Below are 20,839 nucleotides of genomic sequence, written 5' to 3' on the forward strand. Positions count from 1 at the left end.
CGTTCAGTCGAAATGGAGATTTCTTATACGTCATCGTACAACAAGAAAACGGGTAACTCAACGGGGTTTTCACGGCATAATGCGCGCTATAGGGTAAATACGGAACGTCCAAGCAAACTTTCATGTTGTAGGATGACGTATGAATAGCCGGCGTAGCAGGCGATCGTGCCAAAAGCGCCATAAGGATCGATGCAATGGAACAATCTCCGCTCTACATTCGCGTTCACCCCAACGACAATGTCGCGATCGTCGTCAACGACGGCGGCTTGGGTGAGGGCGCCGTTTTCCCCGATGGGCTGACGCTGCGCGAGCGCGTGCCGCAAGGGCACAAGGTCGCGCTGGCCGATCTGGCCGAAGGCGACGAGGTCATACGCTATAACGTGGTGATCGGCTACGCGCTCAAGGCACTGCCCAAGGGCAGCTGGGTCAACGAACACGTGATCCGCATGCCGAGCCCGCCGGGACTCGAAGATTTGCCGATCGCCACGATCAAGGCGCCGGAGATGCCGGCGCTCGAGGGCTACACGTTCGAGGGCTACCGTAACGCGGACGGCTCGGTCGGCTCGCGCAACATCCTCGCGATCACGACTACCGTGCAATGCGTGGCCGATGTAGTCCAGCATGCGGTCACGCGCATCAAGGCCGAACTGCTGCCGAACTACCCGAATGTCGACGACGTGGTGAGCCTCGGCCACACCTACGGCTGCGGCGTCGCGATCGACGCGCCCGATGCGATGGTGCCGATCCGCACCGTGCGCAACATCGCCCTCAACCCGAATTTCGGCGGCGAGGTGATGATGGTCAGCCTCGGCTGCGAGAAGCTGCAGCCCGAGCGCCTGATGCCGCCGGGCACGATTCCGATCGCGGCGGCTGCGAATGTCGCCGAAGTCGCGGACATCGGCGATGTCGAGGCTGAAGCGAACGGCGACGTGGTGGTGTTGCAGGACGAATCGCACGTCGGCTTCCAGTCGATGATCGACTCGATCATGCGCATGGCCGACGGTCATCTGAGGCGCCTGAACAACCGCCGCCGCGAAACCTGCCCCGCGTCCGATCTCGTGATCGGCGTGCAATGCGGCGGCAGCGACGCGTTCTCCGGCCTGACGGCGAACCCGGCCGTGGGCTTCGCGACGGACCTGCTGGTGCGGGCCGGCGCGACCGTGATGTTCTCCGAAGTCACCGAAGTGCGCGACGGCGTCGATCAGTTGACGGCGCGCGCGGCCGACGCGGACGTCGCCGCGGCGATCATCCGCGAAATGCAGTGGTATGACAATTACCTGAAGCGCGGCGGCGCGGACCGCAGCGCCAACACCACGCCCGGCAACAAGAAGGGCGGCCTGTCGAATATCGTCGAAAAGGCGATGGGCTCGATCATCAAGTCGGGCAACTCGGCGATCTCCGGCGTGTTGTCGCCTGGCGAGAAGGTTCGTCAGAAAGGGCTGATCTACGCGGCCACACCCGCGAGCGATTTCATCTGCGGCACGCTGCAGGTCGCCGCAGGCATCAACCTGCACGTCTTCACCACCGGCCGCGGCACCCCGTACAGCCTCGCGGAAGTGCCCGTGATCAAGGTCGCGACGCGCTCGGACCTCGCACGCCGCTGGCACGACCTGATGGACGTCAACGCCGGCACGATCGCGACCGGCGCGGCGACCATCGAAGAGGTCGGCTGGGAACTGTTCCGCCTGATGCTCGACGTCGCCAGCGGGCGCAAACAGACCTGCGCCGAAAAGCTCAAGCTGCACAACGCGTTGACGCTGTTCAACCCGGCGCCGGTGACCTGATTTCCGGCGGCGCGGCGTGCTCGCGCCTCCAGGCTGATCCGCTCGCAATCCCATCAACAGAAAGACATGACCGACTCGAACCTTGACCGCTCCGCGGCACAGAAACCTTTCCGCCGTCTGCTCCTGACGGGCGCCGCCGGCAACCTCGGCAAGCAATTGCGCGGCGCGCTCGCTGCGTGGGCCGACGTCGTGCGCGTGTCCGACATCGCGCCGCTCGGCGAAGTGTCGGAGCACGAAGAAGCGTCCGTCGTCGACCTCGCCGACGCAGCAGCGGTGCACGCGCTGCTCGAAGGCGTGGACGCGGTGGTCCATCTCGGCGGCATTTCCGTCGAAGCGCCGTTCGAAGATCTGCTCGAAGCCAATATCCGCGGTTTGTACAACCTGTACTCGGCGGCGCAGAAGCAGGGCGTGAAGCGCGTCATCTATGCGAGCTCGAACCATGCGGTGGGCTTCCATCCGGTAACCTCGGTGGTCGATACCGACGCGCCGCTGCGCCCCGACACCCTGTACGGCGTGACCAAGTGCTTCGGCGAATCGCTGTCGCGCTACTACTTCGACCGCTTCGGTCTCGAGACGGTGTGTCTGCGGATCGGCTCGTCGTTCGAGCAGCCGCGCAACCCGCGCATGCTCGTCACCTATCTGAGCTATCGCGACTTCATCGAACTGGTGCGCTGCTCGCTGTTCACGAACCGCGTCGGCCACGCGATCATCTATGGTGTGTCGGACAACCGCATCTCGTGGGTAGACAACAAGAAGGCCGCATTCCTCGGCTTCCGTCCGCAGGACAGCTCGGCGCAATTCGAGCATCTGTTCCCGGCCAGCGCCCCCCACACGCAGTTCGACGATCCGACCCAGCGCTTCCAGGGCGGCCCGTTCGTGCTGGCAGGCCCGATGGAGCCGAAACGGTGAGCGTCACGATGAATGCGCCCGTCGAGCGGCTCGACGCGGCAGGGCGCGCGTCGGTGGGCGAAAGCCCGGTGTGGCGCGCGGCGGAGCAGGCGCTTTACTGGGTGGATATCCCGGCGCAGAAGATCGTGCGGCTGCAGGTCGATTCGGGCCGGCGCGCCGAATGGCTGTTGCCTGAGAAGGTCGCCTGTATCGCATTCGATCGTCGCGGCACGGTGCTGGCCGGCTGCGAGACTGGGCTCTTCGCGGTGACGTTGCCTGAGGCGGCGCAGGCTTGCGGCAGCGAACCGGTCGCGGCATCGGTGCGCAAGCTCGCCGCGCCGGAATTCGGCGCCGAAGGCATGCGCTTTAACGACGGCCGTTGCGACCGTCAGGGCCGCTTCTGGTCCGGCACGATGGTGATGGACATGACGGCGGCCAATCCGGCCGGCGCGCTGTATCGGTTCGACGCGAACGGGGTGCTGTCCGCGCCGGTCGTCGATTCGCTGATCACGCAGAACGGCCTCGGCTGGTCGCCGGACGGCAAGACCATGTATCTGTCCGACTCGCATCCGCTGCACCGGCTGATCTGGGCGTTTGATTACGACATCGAGTCGGGCGAGCCGCGCAACCGGCGCGTGTTCGCCGATCTGCATCACCATGCGGGCCGCCCCGACGGCGCGGCGGTCGATGCGGACGGCTGCTACTGGATCTGCGCGAACGACGCTGGGCTGCTGCTGCGCTTCACACCGCAGGGTAGGCTCGACCGTCAGGTGCCCGTGCCGCCGACCAAGCCGGCCATGTGCGCGTTCGGCGGCAGCAAGCTGGACACGCTATTCGTGACCTCGATTCATCCGGGAGCCAGCGCGAGCGAGCACGACGGTCATGTGTTCGCGGTGCGTCCCGGCGTCACCGGGCTGCCCGAGCCTGAATTCGCGGGCGAACTGTAAGCTGAACCTGCGCGAAAACTGGCGCCGGCACGCGATTCTGCCCGGCGCCAGTCATCCAACTTCCCTCTGATCATCACTCGTCGTACAACAATGTGGCGTAGAGACCACGGTTCGGCGTGGATTTCTGAACAAAAAACCCGGGCGTCCCGAGCGCCGTCCTTCCCTCCCCATTTCTGCTCTCGCTGGCGCGGGCTCTCGCCGGCGTCCCCAACAGGTCATCCGTACCGGGGCTGTCAATCCTGCGGGTAAATACCGTCTGTACAAGTCAAAACGCGTTTTATAGACTTCGTATGTCGTCGTACAACATATAAGCCCAAACAGATTCCTTTCTTGAATATTGGGATAGCAAGGGGATAGCAAGGCGGTTTCGCACACGTTTTCGTGCATGTGATTCGCGCCGAAGTAATCGAAGTAAAAGAAGCAAGTTGTCTGACAGGAGTGCTGAGTATCTGTGCCGGGGATGTTGCGCAGACCAGTACGGCAACCCGCTCGCTACCCGCAAGGGGCGGTGAGTGTCGAGCCAGGAGACGCAGCAAACCATGTCGCATCCGCAATCGATTGGATGGTCTATTTTTCAAGGAATGTCACGATGAACAAGAAGTTTGTCTCTTCCCGTGTGTCGATGATCGTCGCAGCCGCGGCGCTGGCGTTCAGCGCCGCGTCGGCAGAAGCGCGCACGTTCCGCGTTTCGGACGTGCATGGCGATACGTACCCGACCAACATGGCCGTGAAGTACATGGGCGAGGAAATCAGCAAGGCGACCGGCGGCAAGGATTCCGTGAAGGTCTTCGGCAACAGCGCGCTGGGTTCGGAAAACGACACGATCGATCAGGTGCGCATCGGCGCGCTCGACATGGCGCGCGCCAACGGTGCCGCGTTCAACGAAATCGTTCCTGAATCGATGATCCCGTCGCTGCCGTTCCTGTTCCGCGACATCGACCATTTCCGCAAAGTGATGTACGGCCCGGAAGGCCAGAAGATTCTCGACGCCTTCTCGGCGAAGGGCATGATCGCGCTGACGTTCTATGAGAGCGGCGCGCGTTCGATCTACACGAAGAAGGCGATCCATTCGCCGGCCGACATGAAGGGCCTGAAGGTGCGCGTGCAGCCGTCCGATCTGATGGTCGACGAAATCCGCGCGATGGGCGGCACGCCCACGCCGATGCCGTTCGCCGAGGTGTACACGGGCCTGAAGACGGGTCTGGTGGATGCCGCGGAAAACAACATCCCGTCGTACGAAGAAACCAAGCACTTCGAAGTCGCGCCGGTGTTTTCCGAAACCCAGCATTCGATGACGCCGGAAGTGCTCGTGTTCTCGAAGAAGATCTGGGACACGCTGACGCCGCAACAACAGCAGATCATCAAGAAGGCCGCGGCTGATTCGGTGCCTTACTACGAGAAGCTGTGGACCGCGCGCGAAGCCGATGCGAGCAAGACGGTCACCAAGGGTGGCGCGACGATCGTCGCTTCGTCGCAGGTCGACCGTGCGGCTTTCGTGAAGGCGATGCAGCCGGTGTGGGCGAAGTATGAAAAGACCCCGCAGATGAAGCAGCTCGTCGACGAGATCCAGGCAATCAAATAAGGTTCGCCTGCCGGACCGGCGGCGATAGCGGCGGAAACAGCTTGCAGGAAGTTCTGCGGGCTTTTCCGCCGCGCGCGGCGTGCTGAGCCGGCGCAGTCGAACACAGTTGCAAATATTAAAGACAGATCTGTCGTGAGCAAGGACGGGGTCAATGAGTTTCTTGAAACGCCCAAATGATTTTCTCTTTCGCGTGCTGACTGTCGTGGCCTCGGCAAGTCTGGCCGCGCTGTGTCTGCTGGTGATTTATAGCGTCGTGATGCGCTATGTCTTTAGCGACGCACCCGATTTCGTCGAGCCCATCGCGCTGCTGCTGGTGATCGTGATCGCCATGTTCGGCGCCGCGCTCAAGGTGCGCGAACGCGGCCATATCGGCCTCGACTCATTGGTCAACAAGTTGTCGGAGAAAGGCCGCACGATTGCAACGGGGATTCAGCATGTTTGCCTGATCGCGTTTGCCGTCGCGGTTTTCTTCGGTTGTATGGAGATGGCGATCACCACGAGGGAAGACCGGATTCCGATTCTCGGTTTGCCAGAAGCACTGCGGTACTGCATTCCGGTCGTTGCCAGCATCTGCATCGCACTGTTCTCGTTCGAGCATCTGCTGGCTCTCTTCGAAAAGAAACACAAATAGAACAATCATGGAACTCGCCCTTCTTTCCATCAGTTTTCTCGTCTTCCTCTTTCTAGGGGTTCCTGTGTCGTTCGCGTTGGGACTCTCGTGCGTCCTGACGTATCTGTATGAGGGGCTGCCGGCGGCCACCGCCATGCAGTCGATGATCTCGGGCATGAACGCGTTCTCGTTCCTCGCGGTCCCTTTCTTCATCTTCTCCGGCGAGTTGATGTTGCACGGTGGCATCGCGGACCGGATCCTGCGGTTCGCGCAGGCCACGGTGGGGCATTTCCGCGGCGGCCTGGGCATGGCCAACGTGGTCGCGTGCACGCTGTTCGGCGGCGTGTCGGGTTCGCCGACGGCGGACACGTCCGCCATGGGCGGCGTGGTGATCCCGCTGATGAAGCGCGAAGGCTACAGCGCGGCGTATGCGGTCAACGTCACGACGCACTCGTCGCTGGCGGGCGCGCTGATGCCCACGTCGACCAACATGATCATCTACGCGTTCGCGGCGCAGGGCATTACCGGCACCTTGAACGGCGTGAAGATGAGCGGCGTGTCGATCGGCGATCTGCTGTTCTCCGGGTTGCTGCCGGTGTTGTGGGTGATGGGCCTCGTGCTGATCGCCGCGTACTGGCAAGCGGTCAAGTTCGGCTATCCGCGCCGTCCCGACGGCTCGACCGGCGTGCAGCGCTTCCCGGGCTGGATGGCGGTGGCGCGTACGTTCATCGGCGCGGTGCCGGGTCTGATGGTCATTGCGATCATTCTGTTCTGCGTGGCGCGCGGCATCGCCACCGCGACGGAAGCGGCGGCGATTGCCGTGGCGTACTCGCTGATCCTGACGCTCGTCGTGTACCGCTCGATGACGCTGAGCAAGCTGGGTCATGCACTGTCCAAAGCGGCCAAGACGACGGGTGTGGTGCTGCTGCTGATCGGCGTGTCGAACATGCTGCGTTTCCAGATGGCCTTCCTGGAGATTCCGGACGCGATCGAACGCATGCTCGACGGCGCGACGACGCTGCCCTGGCTGATGTTGCTGTACATCAACGTGATCCAGGTTTTTCTCGGCACGTTCGTCGACATGGCGGCGCACATCCTGATCACGACGCCGCTGTTCCTGCCGATGGCGATGCACAACGGCGTCGGCCCCGTGCAGTTCGGCATCATGATTCTGCTGAACTGCGCATTGGGTCTCGTGCACCCGCCGATCGGTTCGGTGCAATTCATTGGGTGTGCAATTGGCAATGTGTCGATCGGGGAAACCACTAAGGTGGCGTGGCCGTATTACCTGGCTATCTTCAGCGCGATCAACATCGTGACGTATGTGCCGTGGTTCTCGACGTGGTTGCCAAGTCTGATTAACGGACACCCGGTGTTCTGATTCAAAAAAACGTATAAACCCACACTCAGCGGCGCTCGCACATGGCCGCGAAAAAAATAGAATTTTTAACAGGAGTAGAAATGAAAAAGGCACTGGTTGGTTCGGCCATCGGGTTGGTCGCCCTCGGCGCGCATGCACAAAGCAACGTGACGCTGTACGGTATCGTCGATACGGGTATCGGCTATCAGAACAGCTCGACGACGCTGAGCCCGACTTCAGGCGCAGCATCCGCGCGACCGTCCCCGGGCGGCCACTCGCAAGTCAAGATGATCAACGGCATCTGGGCTGGCAGCCGTTTCGGCCTGAAGGGCGCGGAAGATCTGGGCGGCGGTACGAAGGCGATTTTCCAGTTGGAGCAAGGCTTTAACAGCGCAACCGGCGCACAAAGCGTGTCGGGTCTGGCGTTCAACCGTCAGGCATGGGTGGGCGTGACGAACGGCACGTTCGGTACGCTGACGGCTGGTCGCCAGTACACGTCGTACTACACGCTGCTGTCGCCGTACAGCCCGACCACGTGGCTGACCGGTGCATACGGCGCACACCCGGGCGATATCGACTCGCTGGATACGGTGTATCGCGTCAACAACTCGCTCGTCTATACGTCGCCGAGCATGCGCGGCCTGACGGTCAGCGGTTCGTACTCGCTGGGCGGCACGCCGGGCAGCTTTAGCGCCGGTCAGACCTGGAGCGCGGCAGTCCAGTACCTGAACGGCCCGTTCGGTATCGCTGCAGGTATCCAGCGTATCGACAACGGAGCGTCGGGCGGCGGCCTCTGGGGTGCGAACTCCACGACGATCAACTCCAGCTCCAGCCCGTCGGCGCCGGCCAACTCGGCTATCAACAACGGCTTCCAGACGGCAGCCAAGCAGCAGCGTATTGCGGTGACGGGCGGCTGGGCGTTCAACTCGCAGTGGGACGTTTCGTTCGCTTACTCGAACGTTCAATACGCTGCGGGTACGAACTCGTTCTTCCACGACACGCAAATCTGGAATACGGGCGGCGCAGTGTTGCACTGGAAGCCGATCACGGCGCTGGACCTGGCCGCTGGCTATAGCTACACCCGCGCGACGTCGTCGAACGGCATTTCGAACACGGCTAGCTACAACCAGTTCAACCTGTCGCAGTACTACAGCCTGTCCAAGCGTACCGGCCTGTATGCGCTGGAAGCGTATCAGCGTGCTAACGGCCAGACGCTTGCAGGCAACGGCCGCACGATCATCGACGCAACGGCAAGCGTCGGCGACGGTCAGAACGGTTCGCCGTCGTCGTCGCGCAGCCAGGTTGCCGTCGGCGTGGGCATCATCCACAAGTTCTAATTGGGTAGTAGTGGCGGCGTTTTGCAGGCCGCCACGGCAACGCGTTGAAGAAATGCGTTGTTGAGCAACAACAGTTACGCGCGCAATGCGCGTAACTTTTCGGCGGTGCGGGGCCTTTCCGGCCTCGCGCGCGTTGGTCCCGCCAGCGCGTTCGGCCGCAAGAACGTCTCTAACGCCGCTATTCGGCGTCTGCCCACAAACGTCCCCCGGTTGCCCAGTTTTCGCGCTTCACGTCGGTGAGGATGATGTCCACCGAATTCGGTTCGACGCCGAGCGAGTCGCAAGTCGCTTTGGTGATCGCTTCGACAAACTGGCGTTTCTGTTCCAGCGAGCGGCCTTCGAAGAGTTCGATGTGAAACGTGGGCATGGCATGACTCCGTTGAGCAATGAGATTGAGATGAGCGTGGCGCCGTTTCAGTCGCGATAGCTGCGATCGAGCCGGTCGAGCTTGCGCAGCAGCGCGGGCCATTCGAGCGCGCCTTCGATTGCGCCGCCGTCATACAGTTGTGCCGCCGTGCGTGCGGCGAGCGAGTCGTTCGGGATGACGAGCGCCGTGCCGCAGGCCTGCGCCTGCAGTTGAATCTCGCAGGCCTTCAGCAGCGTGGCCATCAGCACGTAGGCTTCGGCGACCGTGCGTCCGGCCGTCAGTGTGCCGTGATTGCGCAGCAGCATGGCGGGCTTGTCGGCGAGATTCGCGACGAGACGCTCGCCTTCGGCCGGTGTGAACGCGAGGCCTTCGTAGTCGTGGTACGCGAGCTGGCCGTAAAACCGCAGCGCGTGTTGCGAGGCGGGCAGCAGGCCGGCCGGCTGCGCGGAAACTGCGACTCCCGCCGTGTTGTGCAAATGCATGACGCAGAACGCGTCGGCGCGCGCCGCGTGGACGGCGGCGTGCAGCGCGAAGCCGGTTGCGTTTACGGCGTATTCGCTGGTGCCCACGATGTTGCCGGCAATATCGATCTTCACGAGGTTCGACGCGCGCACTTCGTCGAACGCGAGACCGAACGGGTTGATCAGGAAGTGGCCGGGTTCGTCCGGCACGCTCGCCGAGATATGCGTGTAGATCAGATCGTCCCAGCCGTTGAGTGCCGCGAGGCGATAGGCGGCGGCCAGGTCGATGCGGGTCTGGCGTTGCGCGTCGGAAAGTGGGCCGGAGTCGGCCACGTGGCCGGTCGGGGTGTGGATGAACGACATGACTGTCTCCTGAGGTTGCCTCGTGTCGGTGCAACGCCGCTTGTCGTCGGCGCGTGCCGACCTGTGCGCAATGCGGCCGCCGCGTATCAATTCCTGCGGGTGACCGGCGTCGTGACCGGTTGAGCACTTTCAGCGCATTCCACCGATTCGTCTGCGGCAGCGCCGCGCGTGCCGCGATGCCTGAGCCATTGCACGCACCACGTCGCGAGTACGAAGGGCGCGGTCATCGCCGGCCAGCCGAAGCGGGCGGCCGCGGCTTGCAGCACGATCGAAACGGCCACGCCGCCGAGCATTGGCACGACACCGCTATCGACGAGCGCAAGTGCGGTGAGCACGCCGTTGAATCCTAACAGGCCGGTGTCGAACGAGTGTGGGGTTGCGCCGAGCAGAAGATGCGCGGTGCTTGCGAGTGTCGCACCCCCTAGCGCCGATAGTGCCTGCCGGCGCGATGCCGCGGCGATTCCGGTCAACACCAGCGAACCGGCTAACGCGCCCGACGCAAAGCCGGTTTGCGCGAAGCTGGCGAGTACGCCGCCACTCCATTGGGCGAAGCCTGACGGGTGCAACGAGGCCGGGCTCACAGGCTGCGCGCCGCTCGTGATCATAGGCAGCCAGCACCATGTCACGATCAGACACGGGCTCGACAGGCAACCCAGTCCACGCGCGCGCAGCCAGCGCGACCACGGTCCCGCGAGCCACGCCGTGGCCGTCGCGGCGAGAATCGCGACGGCGGTTGCAGTCGCGGCGTCGCGGATGAAGCTGAAGGCGGCGAGTCCTGCCAGCGCGCCGTTGAAGCCGTGCAGTCCGGCGCGGGTGTCGTCGTCGTGATAGCCGGCCAGCATGGCGCTCACGTTGGCCGCGACCGCGCCCATCAGCGCCGCGCACGCAAGGCGCGGTACGGCCACGCACCACGCGGCGAGCAGGCACGCGCCGGTGAACGCATTCGGTTGCAGCACGATCTGGCCGACACTGCGCAACAGCGTGCGCAAGGCGGCGGAGGGCGCGTCGGTCGCGGCGGCGTGCATGGATTGACGGTGGTTCGATTGAATGTCGGAATGTCGCAATGTCGATGACGCTCGCCGTGCGAGCATGCAAGGTGAGCGCCGCTCGCGCACGCAGGTTCGGCCGCAACGAAGCGAGCCGGCCCTGGCTACTGCAAACCGCGAGGATAGGACAACTGCGCGCACGCGGGCATCGTCGCGCGTTGATAGTGGCTATTTGGCAGGCCGCACATGTGCACGACGAACACTCGTCGGCGACCCGCTTGCCGGCATTCGCGCTACGATATGAGCCCGGCGCACAGGCGGCGCCGCTTTCGCGAGGAGACAGGCTAATGCGTGAACTACGGTGGGCCTCGGAAGAGGGCGACGGCATCGAACATCTCACATTCGACGCACACGATGACGGCTTCGCGGTGGAGAGCGTGGTAGTCGGCCAGCGCTACGGCCGCGCGTACGGGCTGCACTACACGGTGCGCTCCGACGCGCAATGGCGCACGCGCCATGCGTGGCTGAAGATCGTCGGCGGTGGCGAACTGGAACTGTATGGCGACGGCGCGGGCCATTGGCGCGACGGTCATGGCCTCGTATTGAGCGGGATCGAAGGCTGTATCGACATCGATATCGCGGCCACGCCGTTCACCAACACGCTGCCGATCCGCCGGTTGCAACTGGCCGAAGGCGAGCGTCAACCGATTTCGGTCGCCTATATCTCGACGCCGGATCTGCAGGTCACGCGCGTCGAGCAGGCGTATTCGTGCGTCGGTCTGAATCGCGAGTATCGCTACGAAGGTATCTTCCGCAACTTCACCGCGACCATGCAGGTGGACCAGGACGGCCTCGTGATCGACTATCCGACGCTATTCACGCGCCTGCCGCGCGCGCGTTGAGCGGCGCCGCGAGCGGGCCGTCGTGTTCCGTTCGATGCCGGCTGACGAAGCCTTCGATGCAGGCCGCGATGCGCGCGGGCTCACGCAGAATGACCCGGTGGCTCGCATCGATTTCGCTGCGTTCGTAAGCCCCGAGCCAGCCCTCTAGCCGAGCGATAGCTCCGGTCCGACATAACGGTCGCGCAGCGGCACGATGAATTGCACCGGCGCACGCGCATGACGCGCTCGCCGGTTCGGGGGAACCGGCAGGAGAGGGCGTAACGGGAGGCGGCTTCCTGGGCATGCGGCGATTTTGACGCGGCTGCCTTGCGCGCTAGCAGCGCGTGCTTCAGTCGCGTCGGCTGGTTGCTCCGCCGGCGGTCTCTTTCGTTGCATCATCAGGCATTGTGGAGTCGCCGCGTCCCAGCGTGCGTTGCATCAGCGTCGTGTCGATCCAGCGGCCGTGCTTGAAGCCCACGGCCTTCAACGTGCCGGTCAGTTCGAAGCCCAACTGTGTGTGCAGCGACAATGAACCGCCGCTGCCGTTATCGGCGATCACGGCGACCATCTGGCGCCACGGTCCGCTTTCGCAGCGTTCGATCAGCGCCTGCAGCAACACGCGTCCAAGGCCGCGCCCGCGATAGGCGTCGCTCACGTAGATCGAATCTTCGATGGTGTTGCGATACGCGGCGCGCGGCCGGTACGGTGTCGCGTAGCAATAGCCCGCGACCTCGCCGTCGATCTCGGCGACCATGTACGGCAGCCCGTGAGCGCGCACGGATGCGAGCCGCGTGCGCAGGTCGTCGACGGAAGGCGGGGTTTCTTCGAACGACGCGACGCCGCTCAGAACGTGATGTGCGTAGATCGCCTGAATCGCGGGGAGATCGGCTTCGGTGGCGTCGCGGATCGACGGGGCGCTGCGTGTGTCCGTTGACGGTGATCGTGATGGTGCCGTGCGGGTCGTGCTCATACGTGTTCCTGTCGTAGCCGGTAAAACCGCTGAAACGCTTACTATGCTCGCCGCGCTCGCCGATTTGAAGCAGGTCAAAAATCGGCGCGATATGTGGTGGGAGATCGCGGCAAACGCACGGCAAATTCGCTCTTATCGTTGCCGGTCGGGGCAACGCGCGCCTCACAGATCGAACTGATCGAATTCGCTTTGCAGTTGACGGTTGCGGGCCACGCGTTCGTCGATTCCCGCGCCGAGCCGTTCGACGATCGCCGAAATCAGCAGATTGAACAGGCAGGTGAGCGGCGCGAGCGAGTCCCAGAACTGGCCGACATCGGTCTTCACCTGCAACAGATCGCCGTCGAAATCGCGCGCCCACGGACAGTAGATATCGGTGACGAGCGCGAACGGCAGGCCGCGGCGGGTGGCGGCTTCGCAATAGCGGCGCGCGACCGTCGAATAGGCGCGTGTGTCGGTGACGATCAGATACGGCGACTCGAATTCCGAGTTCAGCGAATCGACGTATGAACCGGACATGCCATCGGAATAGAACACGCGCGGCCGAATGTATTCGAGGTAGCTGTAGAACGCATTGCTGATGCCGCGCGTGGATTGAATGCCGAGGATGTACACGGCGTCGGCGTTCGAAATGCGCTCGGCGACGCGAGCGAACACAGGCGTTTGCGCCAGCTGATAGACATGCTGGATCGCGCCGATCTCGAGTTCGAGCGAATGGGCGAGCGCGGCATGATGCGCGGTGGCAGCGGCGGCGTCGGGCGGGGCCTGGCCGGTTAATTCGCCTTGCCCGCCTGGGCTGCTTTGGCTGCCGCTTCGGCGGAACGCGTCGAGCCGGTCGGTGATGAGCCATGGACGCTCCTGCGCGCCGCGCAATTCGCGCTTCAGGTCGTCGAGGTTCTGGTAGCCGACGCTGCGCAGGAAGCGGCCGACCGAAATGCCGCTCGTGCCGGCTTGCTGGGCGATCTGATCGGCGGTTTCGAGGCCGAGCCGGTCGAGGTTCGCCAACATGTAGCTGGCGACGCGTTTGGAAGTCGGCGTGAGTTCGGCAAAGCGGGCTTCGACGGTTTGAGCGAAGGCGGAAGGCATCGTGAGTCGCGGCTCGGTGGTGGATCGATCATCGCGATGATGACATATTCAGCCGGCGGTTCGCTTCGTTCGATCCTGAAAAGGAGGGGCCACGGCCGTGACCGTGAGGGCCGTCACGACTGCGGTCCTAACCGACCCGCGGTTCAAACCGCCGGCCGCACCGGCGCGGCTCGCGAGAAACGCCGCGCACCCGCGACGCACGCCACCACTACCACCGTGACCACAATCATCGCGGGGGGCACCTGTTCGTGCAGCAGCAGCCCGGCCAGCAGCAGCCCGAAGAACGGCTGGAGAAGTTGCAACTGGCCGACCGCTGCGATACCGCCAAGCGCGAGCCCGCGATACCAGAACACGAAACCGATCAGCATGCTGAAAAGCGACACGTACGCGAGTCCCCAGAACGCGGCGTGGCTGACGCCCTCGAACGAAGCGGGCCGGGTCCACCAGGTGAGCGGCAGCATCAGCGGCAGCGACAGCACCAGCGCCCACGAAATCACCTGCCAGCCGCCGAGATGCCGCGACAGACGCGCGCCTTCGGCATAGCCCAGGCCGCATACGACGATGGCGCCCAGCATGAGCGCATCGCCGATGGGCGATGCGTCGATGCCGTGGCGCATCGCGAACGCGACCACCGCGCTGCTGCCGAGCGCCGAGAACAGCCAGAACGCCGGTTGCGGACGCTCCCCGCCGCGCAGCACGGCGAAGATCGCGGTGGCGAGCGGCAGCAGGCCGACGAACACGACCGCGTGCGCGGCACTGACGTGGCGCAGCGCGAGCGCCGTCAGCAGCGGAAAGCCGACCACGACGCCGAGTGCGACCACGACGAGCGGTAGCAGATCGCGGCGCGCGGGGCGCGTCTCACGAAACACCAGCAACAGCAACAAGCCGAGCGTGCCGGCGATCGTCGCGCGGGCGACGGTCAGAAACACCGGGTCGAGGCCTTGCACGGCAAGCCGCGTGGCGGGCAGCGAGCCGCTGAAAATCAGTACGCCTGCGAGACCGCTGAGCCAGCCGTTCGTCGTCTTGTCCATCGGAAGAGTCCATATGCCCATGAAATAGAACGTATAGGATCCCGCTTTCCGCCGAAAAAGGTAAGCTACAGATCAGTACAATTCGTACAAACTGTACCGAACATGGAGCAGTACAGATGATGGAGCGTGAGAGCAATCAGGGCGCGTCGGGCACGCGTGTCGGCACGGTGATGGACAGTTTGCGCGAGCGCATCGCGAGCCGCTCGCTGATGCCGGGCGCGCGCGTGCCCTCTATCCGCGCGATGACCGAGGCACTCGGGGTATCGAAGTCGACCGTCGTGGAAGCCTACGACAGGCTGGTCGCGGAAGGCGTGATCGTCGCGCGGCGAGGCTCCGGATTTTTCGTGTCGGGCCATGCGCCACCGTTCGCGCTCGCCGATCTCGGGCCGCGTCTGGATCGCGAGGTCGATCCGCTGTGGCTCACGCGGCAGTCGCTGGAGGCGGGGTCGAAGGTACTGAAACCTGGCTGCGGCTGGGTGCCGGCCGCGTGGCTGCCGGAAGACGGCGTGCGCCGCGCGCTACGCGCGGTGGCGCGTGATCCGCAGTCCGTGCTCGCCGACTATGCATGCCCGGCCGGTCTGCCCGCGCTGCGCCAGCAACTCGCGTGGCGGCTCTCGCAGCACGGCGTGGATGCGCCGCCCGAGCAGATCGTGCTGACCGACGGCGGCACGCACGCGCTCGATCTGGTGTGCCGCTTCCTGCTCGAACCGGGCGACACCGTGTTGATCGACGATCCGTGCTACTTCAACTTTCAGGCCTTGCTGCGCGCCCATCGCGCCCGCATCGTGAGCGTGCCGTACACGCCTTGCGGGCCCGATCTGGCGGCGTTCGAACGGGCACTGATCGAGCATCGTCCGCGGCTCTACGTAACCAACTCTGCGATCCACAATCCCACCGGCGCGACGCTTGCGCCGGCCGTCGCGCATCGGCTGTTGAAGCTCGCGGGTGAGCACGATCTGCTGATCGTCGAGGACGATATCTTCGCCGACCTCGAGGACGAACCCGCGCCGCGTCTCGCGGCGTTCGACGGGCTCGCGCGGGTGGTGTCGATCGGCAGTTTTTCGAAGACCCTGTCCGCGGCGGTGCGCTGCGGCTACGTCGCCGCGCGCGGCGAATGGATCGAGCCGCTGATCGACCTGAAGCTGGCGACGACGTTCGGCAACGGCCAGCTCGCGGCGAGCGTCGTGCATCGCATGCTCGTGGACGGCACCTACCGACGGCATCTGGAATCGATGCGCGCGAAGCTCGCCGACGCGATGGGCGAGACCGTCAGGCGGCTCGGCTATGCGGGCCTCGATATCTGGACCCGGCCGCGCGGCGGCATCTTCGTGTGGGCCCGCTTGCCGGATTCGCTCGATGCCGCCGACGTCGCGCGTCATGCGCTCGCCGACAACGTCGTGTTCGCACCGGGCAACGTGTTCAGCGCGTCGCAATCGGCGGCGGGCTTTCTGCGCTTTAACGTCTCGCAATGCAATCGCCCGAAAGTGTACGAGGCGTTGCAACGGGCGATGGAAGCGTCGGCCGTGACAGGAGGAAGGGAGCGGAAGCGCGCGTGAACGCGCGCATCCCGCGAAGCTATTCGCCCTTCAGGCGAAGCTATTTGCACAACAGAAGCAGGCGCTCCTGATCCGTGCAGGTCGAGCGAGGTTTCTGCGCCGCTTGCGTGGCAGCCGCGTTCATCGCGGCGCTCCTGTTCGTCAGGCACGCGCGCAGGTGCCTTTCGACCGGCCCGTAATATTTCCAGCCGCGCACGAGGGGCGGCAATTCGAGTTTCACCTGCTTCCATTTGGGATGGCCGTGCTCCTGCAGTGTGTCGAAATTCGCGCATAGCGAGTCGGCGAAGCGGTTCAGATTGCCGACGGTATCGCGCAGGCCATAGTCGTAGGTGACGAGAAAGGCCTTGACGGTCAGCGCGGGGACGTCTTCCTTCAACCAGGTCGGGTAGCTGGCCGTGCGGATCGTGGTGGGGAAGTAGGTCTGCCTGGCGCGCGCGGTTTCGGGCGCGGCGGGATCGACCCGCAAGAGGCGGATCTGTTGCAGCAGCTCGGGGTTCATGTCGTTGAACAGCTTGGCCGGTTGCCCGACCACGATGATCGCGACGTCTACCTTCTTCACGATCAGCGCGGCGAGCGCGTCCTCGTTGCTCAGGTGCTGGACGTTCTGTGCGGGAATCGGCTGGCCGAACATCAGGTGGTAGAGCGTCGTGGCCGTTTGGGCCGTGCCGCTGCCCAGCAAGCCGACGCTGATGGTCTTGTCCTTGATGTCGGCGAGAGTTTTCAGCGGCGAATCTGCGCGCACCACGACGTTAATTTCCTCGTCATAGAGCGGCATGATGAGCCGCAGCGGCCGGATCGTCGTGCCCGCGTCGGAGTTGCCCGCGTTCGCCATGTCGATGTAGGCCTGATACACATCGGACTGCACCAGCGCAAGTTTGACGCCGGGCTCGAAGCGCATGCGCTGCACGTTCTCCGCGGAGCCCTTCGACGCCACCACGTCGAGGTCGATGCCGACCGGTTGAGCGACCCATTTCGACAGATCCTGGCCGATCTGGATATAGGTGCCGCGCTCGGGTCCGGTGACGATCTTGTAGTGCGCCGGTTCTGCGCCAGCGAGTGAACATACCAGGATCAGCGCCAGCCCCAGCCATCCCGCGAGAAGTCTCTTCAGCATGGTCTATTCACCTATCGGTCAGGTTGTACAGCCTCGCGCGTCAGTGCGCGTGAAGCGCAAGAGAGCCGGTTGCCATGTCATGTTCGACGCGCCTCGATCGTCGCGTCCGTCTGTTGCCGCTCAAAGCGCACGCATTAATGTGTGCGCTTTGAGCGGATATGTGCTACGTGATTCGGTCTCCAAACCAATTTTCACTGGCCGGTTGGCGTGCTGGTTGACGATTGTCCGCCGTTCGACGGTGCCCGGCGCCAACCGGAATCCTTGATGGCGCGCTCGCGCGCGTCGACGCCATTTGTCGTTCCCGCGGTACCGGCGCGTGGCGCTGCCGCGGATAACTCGCCGGTTGCCGGCACGCCTTGCGCCAACGGTGTTTGCCGTTGACCCTGTTGCGTTGCCGCGGCGGCCTGTGGCTGCGCGAGCGGTTTGCCTTGCGCCGGTGTGGCGGTTGCAGCGTGCGGGTTGAGCGGCGCCCAGCCGGTCTCCCGAATCACGCGCGCGAGGATGCCCTTGGCTGTTTCGTTGCCGGTGTCGAGCGTGAGCGCCTCGTTGGCGTGCGCGCGCGCGCAGGGCCACGACTGCTGCGCGATGCATGTTTGCGCGGCTTGCAATGCGGCGTCGCGGCGCGCGGTCAGGGGCCGCAATTCAGACGCCAGGTCCTGCGCGGCGCTGTTGCCCGGTTGCATCGCCAGCGCGGCACCGAGTGCGGCTTGCGCGGCGGACAGGTCGTTGGCGCGAAACGCGAGCCGCGCCGCTTGGAGGGCTGGCGCGACATCGCGGAACTGCGGAGCAGGTCTGGCAGGCGTCGCGGCGACGGGCGGCGCGGCAACAGGCGGCAGGACGGCGGGTGGCGCAATGACAGTTGCCGCCGCGACTGGTGGCGCGACGACCGGTGGCGCGATAGGCGTTGCGGGAGTGGGTGGCGTTACCTTTGCCCCGTTGGCCGGGGCAGAAGGCCTGGCTGCGGCGGCAGGAGGAGTCGATTGAGCCGGTACGAATGGCGCGATCGTACCCGTAGTCATTCTGGCGTCATGAGCAGTGGAGGTGGTCTGATCGCCAGGCGTGTCTTCCGAATCACTGCCGGCGCTGAATAGCGCAAAAACGACAAACGCCAAGCCGATGACGACAAGTACGGCAATCGCAATCAGTGCGTGGCGAAACGTAAGTCCTTCACGCGGCGGGTAGCTGTTGTCGTCGTACGGCGGAAGAGGCACGTGCGTTGACGCTGGTGCGGTACGAGGTCCGGCCGCGGGAGGGGCGGCCTCGTCGGGACGCACAGCGTGGACCGTCGCGGTGTCACCCGACGAAGGCTGCGCGTCGTGGAATTTCTGACCGGCCTGATCGCTCGCGCCGGTCCGACTGCCTGCGAACGCGCGTCGGTATGAGCTCTCTTCGAGTGGATGTACCGCGCCGCAATATGGACAATAGTCGACCTGGCGGTATAGTGCGCCGCCGCAGCGGTTGCAGGGTGTTGGAAAACTGTGGCCGAGTGCTGTCTGGGTGGACATGCCGTGGACCCGCCTGTGGAAAACGATGCCATTACGGCATGTTCCGGATCGTGTTGAGGCTGGAGCCTTGTCCGCGGAATCACGATCCACATGCGCCGGAGAGTCAGGAAACGCAAGCCGCGCTTGCACTACCAATGCTTCCAATATGTGGTGTTTCGCTCATAACGTCAATCGCCGTTGGCACCTATCCTGTGTGCGCTACCGCACATTGCCAGGTACGACGAAACAGTGCGGATACTGGAAGAACGACCGCACATGTGCGTTTTTCCAAGGTTTCAAAAGCACTGCACGCGCGCATGAATTGCAGCGCTTGCGCAACGCAACAGCATGGCGGCGAATATGAAAACGAGGTCGATGCGCGTAGCGCTCGACCTCGTCTCCGATCCCGACATTTAAGTGCTTGCATCAAGCACCGAAAGACACCCCGGCGGCAATCAATTCTTTCGCAGCGGATGATCCTTCAGCAGCCACGCGAGCGCGAAAGCCAGCACCACGACGCAGGCGGCCGCGAGATACACCGTGTGCAACGCACCGGCGAACGCATGCAGATAGTCGTTGCGCAACGCGTCCGGCAACTGGTGGATCGCGGCGGGTCCCAACGCATGCGGCAGTTCCGTGTCGGGCGGAATCAGCTTTTCGAGGCGGGCGGCGAGTCCGTTCGAGAACACCGCACCGAAGGCGGCCACGCCGATCGAACCGCCGATCGAACGGAACAGCGTCGCGCCGGAAGTGGCCACACCCACGTGTTTGAACTCGACGGCGTTCTGCACGGCGAGAATCAGCACCTGCATCACCATGCCGAGACCGCAACCGAGAACGCCCATGTAGAGATACATCACATGAATCGGCGTGTCGATCTGCAGACGCGAGAGCAGCATCATCGCGATCGCCACGAGAGCGGTGCCCATGATCGGGAACAGGCGGTACTTGCCGATCTTGCTGATCACGCGGCCCGTCACCATCGACATCACGAACAGGCCACCCATCATCGGCAGCATCTGCATGCCCGCCGCCGTCGGCGTCGAGCCTTTGACGACCTGCAAATAGAGTGGGATGAACGTCACCGAGCCGAACAGCGACACGCCGATGATGAAGCCGATCAGGCTGCTCAGCAAAAACGTGCGTTGCTTGAAGAGTTGGAGTGGCATGATCGGTTCGACCGCGCTGCGTTCTTCGTGGATGAAACCCCAGATGGCCACGAGCCCCATGCCGAGCGTGAACCACAGTTGCGGCGACGACCACGGCAGGATCGTGCCGCCCTGGCTCGTGAACAGAATGATGCAGGTGAGCGCGCCGGCCAGAAACGCGGCGCCCATGTAGTCGATGGTGTGCTTCACCTGACGAACGTGCGGCTTGAACACGGCGCCGATCACGACGAGCGACATGATGCCGAGCGGCAGGTTGATGTAGAAAATCCAGCGCCAGGTGAGGTGCTCGACGAGAAAGCCGCCGAGCAGCGGCCCAATCACAGTCGCGAGACCGAATACGCCGCCGAACACGCCCTGATAGCGGCCGCGCTCGGCCGGCGGAATCACGTCGGCGATCGCGGCCATCGTCACGACCAACAGGCCGCCGCCGCCGAGCCCTTGCAGTGCGCGCAGCACGATCAGCTGGGTCATGTTCTGCGCGAGGCCGCACAGGGCGGAGCCGACGAGGAACACGATGATCGCCGTCTGCAACACGATCTTGCGGCCGAACAGGTCGCCGAACTTGCCGTACAGCGGCACGACGATGGTCGAGCTGAGCAGGTAGGCGGTCACGACCCAGGACAGGTTATTGAGCCCGCCGAGTTCGCCGACGATGGTCGGCAATGCGGTCGAGACGATTGTCTGATCGAGTGCGGCGAGCAGCATGACCAGCAGCAGCGCTGGGAACAGCAGGCGGACAGGCGGGTGGGCGGCGGCTGGCGAGTCGGCCCGCGAGTCCGGGTGCAAGCCGGGCTGCGCGTACGGCTTCATACGCTCGGCCGGTTGAGTTGTGGTCGATTGTTTCATGGCACCGGGCGATTGAAATT

The 20,839-nt window shown here is 64.1% G+C and carries 18 protein-coding genes and 1 pseudogene; 9 read left to right on the top strand and 10 right to left on the bottom strand.

The window, feature by feature from the left end:
* The first annotated feature begins 194 nt into the window (after window positions 1–194).
* The 7 genes from garD (at window position 195) to HV770_RS22755 (ending at window position 8,508) form a co-directional block, all read left to right on the top strand.
* Window positions 195–1,784, top strand: a complete 1,590-nt coding sequence (gene garD / locus HV770_RS22725) for a galactarate dehydratase (protein ID WP_175163185.1) — start codon at window positions 195–197, stop codon at window positions 1,782–1,784.
* 66 nt (window positions 1,785–1,850) lie between these two features.
* Entirely contained in the window at window positions 1,851–2,693 is an 843-nt protein-coding gene (locus HV770_RS22730) for an NAD-dependent epimerase/dehydratase family protein (protein ID WP_175163187.1), read from the top strand.
* Between the two features lie 8 nt (window positions 2,694–2,701).
* Complete coding sequence (locus HV770_RS22735) at window positions 2,702–3,619, top strand: SMP-30/gluconolactonase/LRE family protein (protein WP_175163408.1); 918 nt, start codon at window positions 2,702–2,704, stop codon at window positions 3,617–3,619.
* 589 nt (window positions 3,620–4,208) lie between these two features.
* Window positions 4,209–5,201 (top strand): TRAP transporter substrate-binding protein, encoded by a 993-nt coding sequence (locus tag HV770_RS22740; protein WP_175163189.1) that lies wholly within the window; start codon window positions 4,209–4,211, stop codon window positions 5,199–5,201.
* 151 nt (window positions 5,202–5,352) lie between these two features.
* Window positions 5,353–5,832: a TRAP transporter small permease gene (locus HV770_RS22745; protein WP_175163191.1), complete on the top strand. Its 480-nt coding sequence runs from the start codon at window positions 5,353–5,355 to the stop codon at window positions 5,830–5,832.
* Between the two features lie 7 nt (window positions 5,833–5,839).
* Window positions 5,840–7,192, top strand: a complete 1,353-nt coding sequence (locus HV770_RS22750; RefSeq protein ID WP_175163193.1) for a TRAP transporter large permease — start codon at window positions 5,840–5,842, stop codon at window positions 7,190–7,192.
* A gap of 80 nt (window positions 7,193–7,272) precedes the next feature.
* On the top strand, window positions 7,273–8,508 hold the full coding sequence (locus tag HV770_RS22755; protein WP_175163195.1) for a porin: 1,236 nt from the start codon (window positions 7,273–7,275) through the stop codon (window positions 8,506–8,508).
* 178 nt (window positions 8,509–8,686) lie between these two features.
* On the opposite strand, the gene HV770_RS22760 is transcribed toward HV770_RS22755, so the two are convergent.
* The 3 genes from HV770_RS22760 to HV770_RS22770 form a co-directional block, all read right to left on the bottom strand.
* Entirely contained in the window at window positions 8,687–8,875 is a 189-nt protein-coding gene (locus HV770_RS22760; protein WP_121321638.1) for a 4-oxalocrotonate tautomerase, read from the bottom strand.
* A gap of 47 nt (window positions 8,876–8,922) precedes the next feature.
* The gene (locus HV770_RS22765) at window positions 8,923–9,699 is read right to left on the bottom strand and encodes a class II aldolase/adducin family protein (protein ID WP_175163197.1); all 777 of its coding nucleotides are present in this window, start codon (window positions 9,697–9,699) and stop codon (window positions 8,923–8,925) included.
* 86 nt (window positions 9,700–9,785) lie between these two features.
* Entirely contained in the window at window positions 9,786–10,724 is a 939-nt protein-coding gene (locus tag HV770_RS22770; protein WP_175163198.1) for an urea transporter, read from the bottom strand.
* A gap of 308 nt (window positions 10,725–11,032) precedes the next feature.
* Between HV770_RS22770 and HV770_RS22775 the strand changes: the two genes are divergently transcribed.
* Entirely contained in the window at window positions 11,033–11,587 is a 555-nt protein-coding gene (locus HV770_RS22775) for a putative glycolipid-binding domain-containing protein (RefSeq protein ID WP_175163200.1), read from the top strand.
* On the opposite strand, the pseudogene HV770_RS38825 reads toward HV770_RS22775, so the two are convergent.
* The 4 genes and pseudogenes from HV770_RS38825 to HV770_RS22790 all read right to left on the bottom strand — a co-directional run.
* A pseudogene (locus HV770_RS38825) lies at window positions 11,562–11,815 on the bottom strand (alpha/beta fold hydrolase); the annotation flags it as partial. The gene HV770_RS22775 and the pseudogene HV770_RS38825 sit on opposite strands and share 26 nt — an antisense overlap.
* Before the next feature lie 100 nt (window positions 11,816–11,915).
* Window positions 11,916–12,536: a GNAT family N-acetyltransferase gene (locus tag HV770_RS22780; protein ID WP_175163202.1), complete on the bottom strand. Its 621-nt coding sequence runs from the start codon at window positions 12,534–12,536 to the stop codon at window positions 11,916–11,918.
* 162 nt (window positions 12,537–12,698) lie between these two features.
* Window positions 12,699–13,619 carry a sap1 transcriptional regulator SapR gene (sapR, locus tag HV770_RS22785; RefSeq protein WP_175163204.1) on the bottom strand — a complete coding sequence of 307 codons (921 nt, stop codon included), beginning with the start codon at window positions 13,617–13,619 and terminating at the stop codon, window positions 12,699–12,701.
* Window positions 13,620–13,762: 143 nt separating this feature from the next.
* A complete protein-coding gene (locus HV770_RS22790; RefSeq protein WP_175163206.1) occupies window positions 13,763–14,650 on the bottom strand; it encodes a DMT family transporter in 888 nt (295 codons plus the stop codon).
* A 116-nt stretch (window positions 14,651–14,766) separates the two neighbouring features.
* Between HV770_RS22790 and HV770_RS22795 the strand changes: the two genes are divergently transcribed.
* On the top strand, window positions 14,767–16,206 hold the full coding sequence (locus tag HV770_RS22795; protein ID WP_175163208.1) for an aminotransferase-like domain-containing protein: 1,440 nt from the start codon (window positions 14,767–14,769) through the stop codon (window positions 16,204–16,206).
* A 40-nt stretch (window positions 16,207–16,246) separates the two neighbouring features.
* Here the strand turns inward: HV770_RS22795 and HV770_RS22800 are convergent, their stop codons facing one another.
* The 3 genes from HV770_RS22800 to HV770_RS22810 all read right to left on the bottom strand — a co-directional run bounded on the left by HV770_RS22800 (window position 16,247) and on the right by HV770_RS22810 (window position 20,819).
* Window positions 16,247–17,320: a TAXI family TRAP transporter solute-binding subunit gene (locus tag HV770_RS22800; RefSeq protein WP_175163210.1), complete on the bottom strand. Its 1,074-nt coding sequence runs from the start codon at window positions 17,318–17,320 to the stop codon at window positions 16,247–16,249.
* A gap of 191 nt (window positions 17,321–17,511) precedes the next feature.
* Window positions 17,512–18,531, bottom strand: a complete 1,020-nt coding sequence (locus tag HV770_RS22805; RefSeq protein ID WP_246291100.1) for a hypothetical protein — start codon at window positions 18,529–18,531, stop codon at window positions 17,512–17,514.
* A gap of 728 nt (window positions 18,532–19,259) precedes the next feature.
* On the bottom strand, window positions 19,260–20,819 hold the full coding sequence (locus tag HV770_RS22810; RefSeq protein WP_425497466.1) for an MDR family MFS transporter: 1,560 nt from the start codon (window positions 20,817–20,819) through the stop codon (window positions 19,260–19,262).
* Between the last annotated feature and the right edge of the window lie 20 nt (window positions 20,820–20,839).

It is taken from the genome of Paraburkholderia fynbosensis (assembly GCF_902859935.1).
Classification (GTDB): Bacteria; Pseudomonadota; Gammaproteobacteria; order Burkholderiales; family Burkholderiaceae; genus Paraburkholderia; species Paraburkholderia fynbosensis.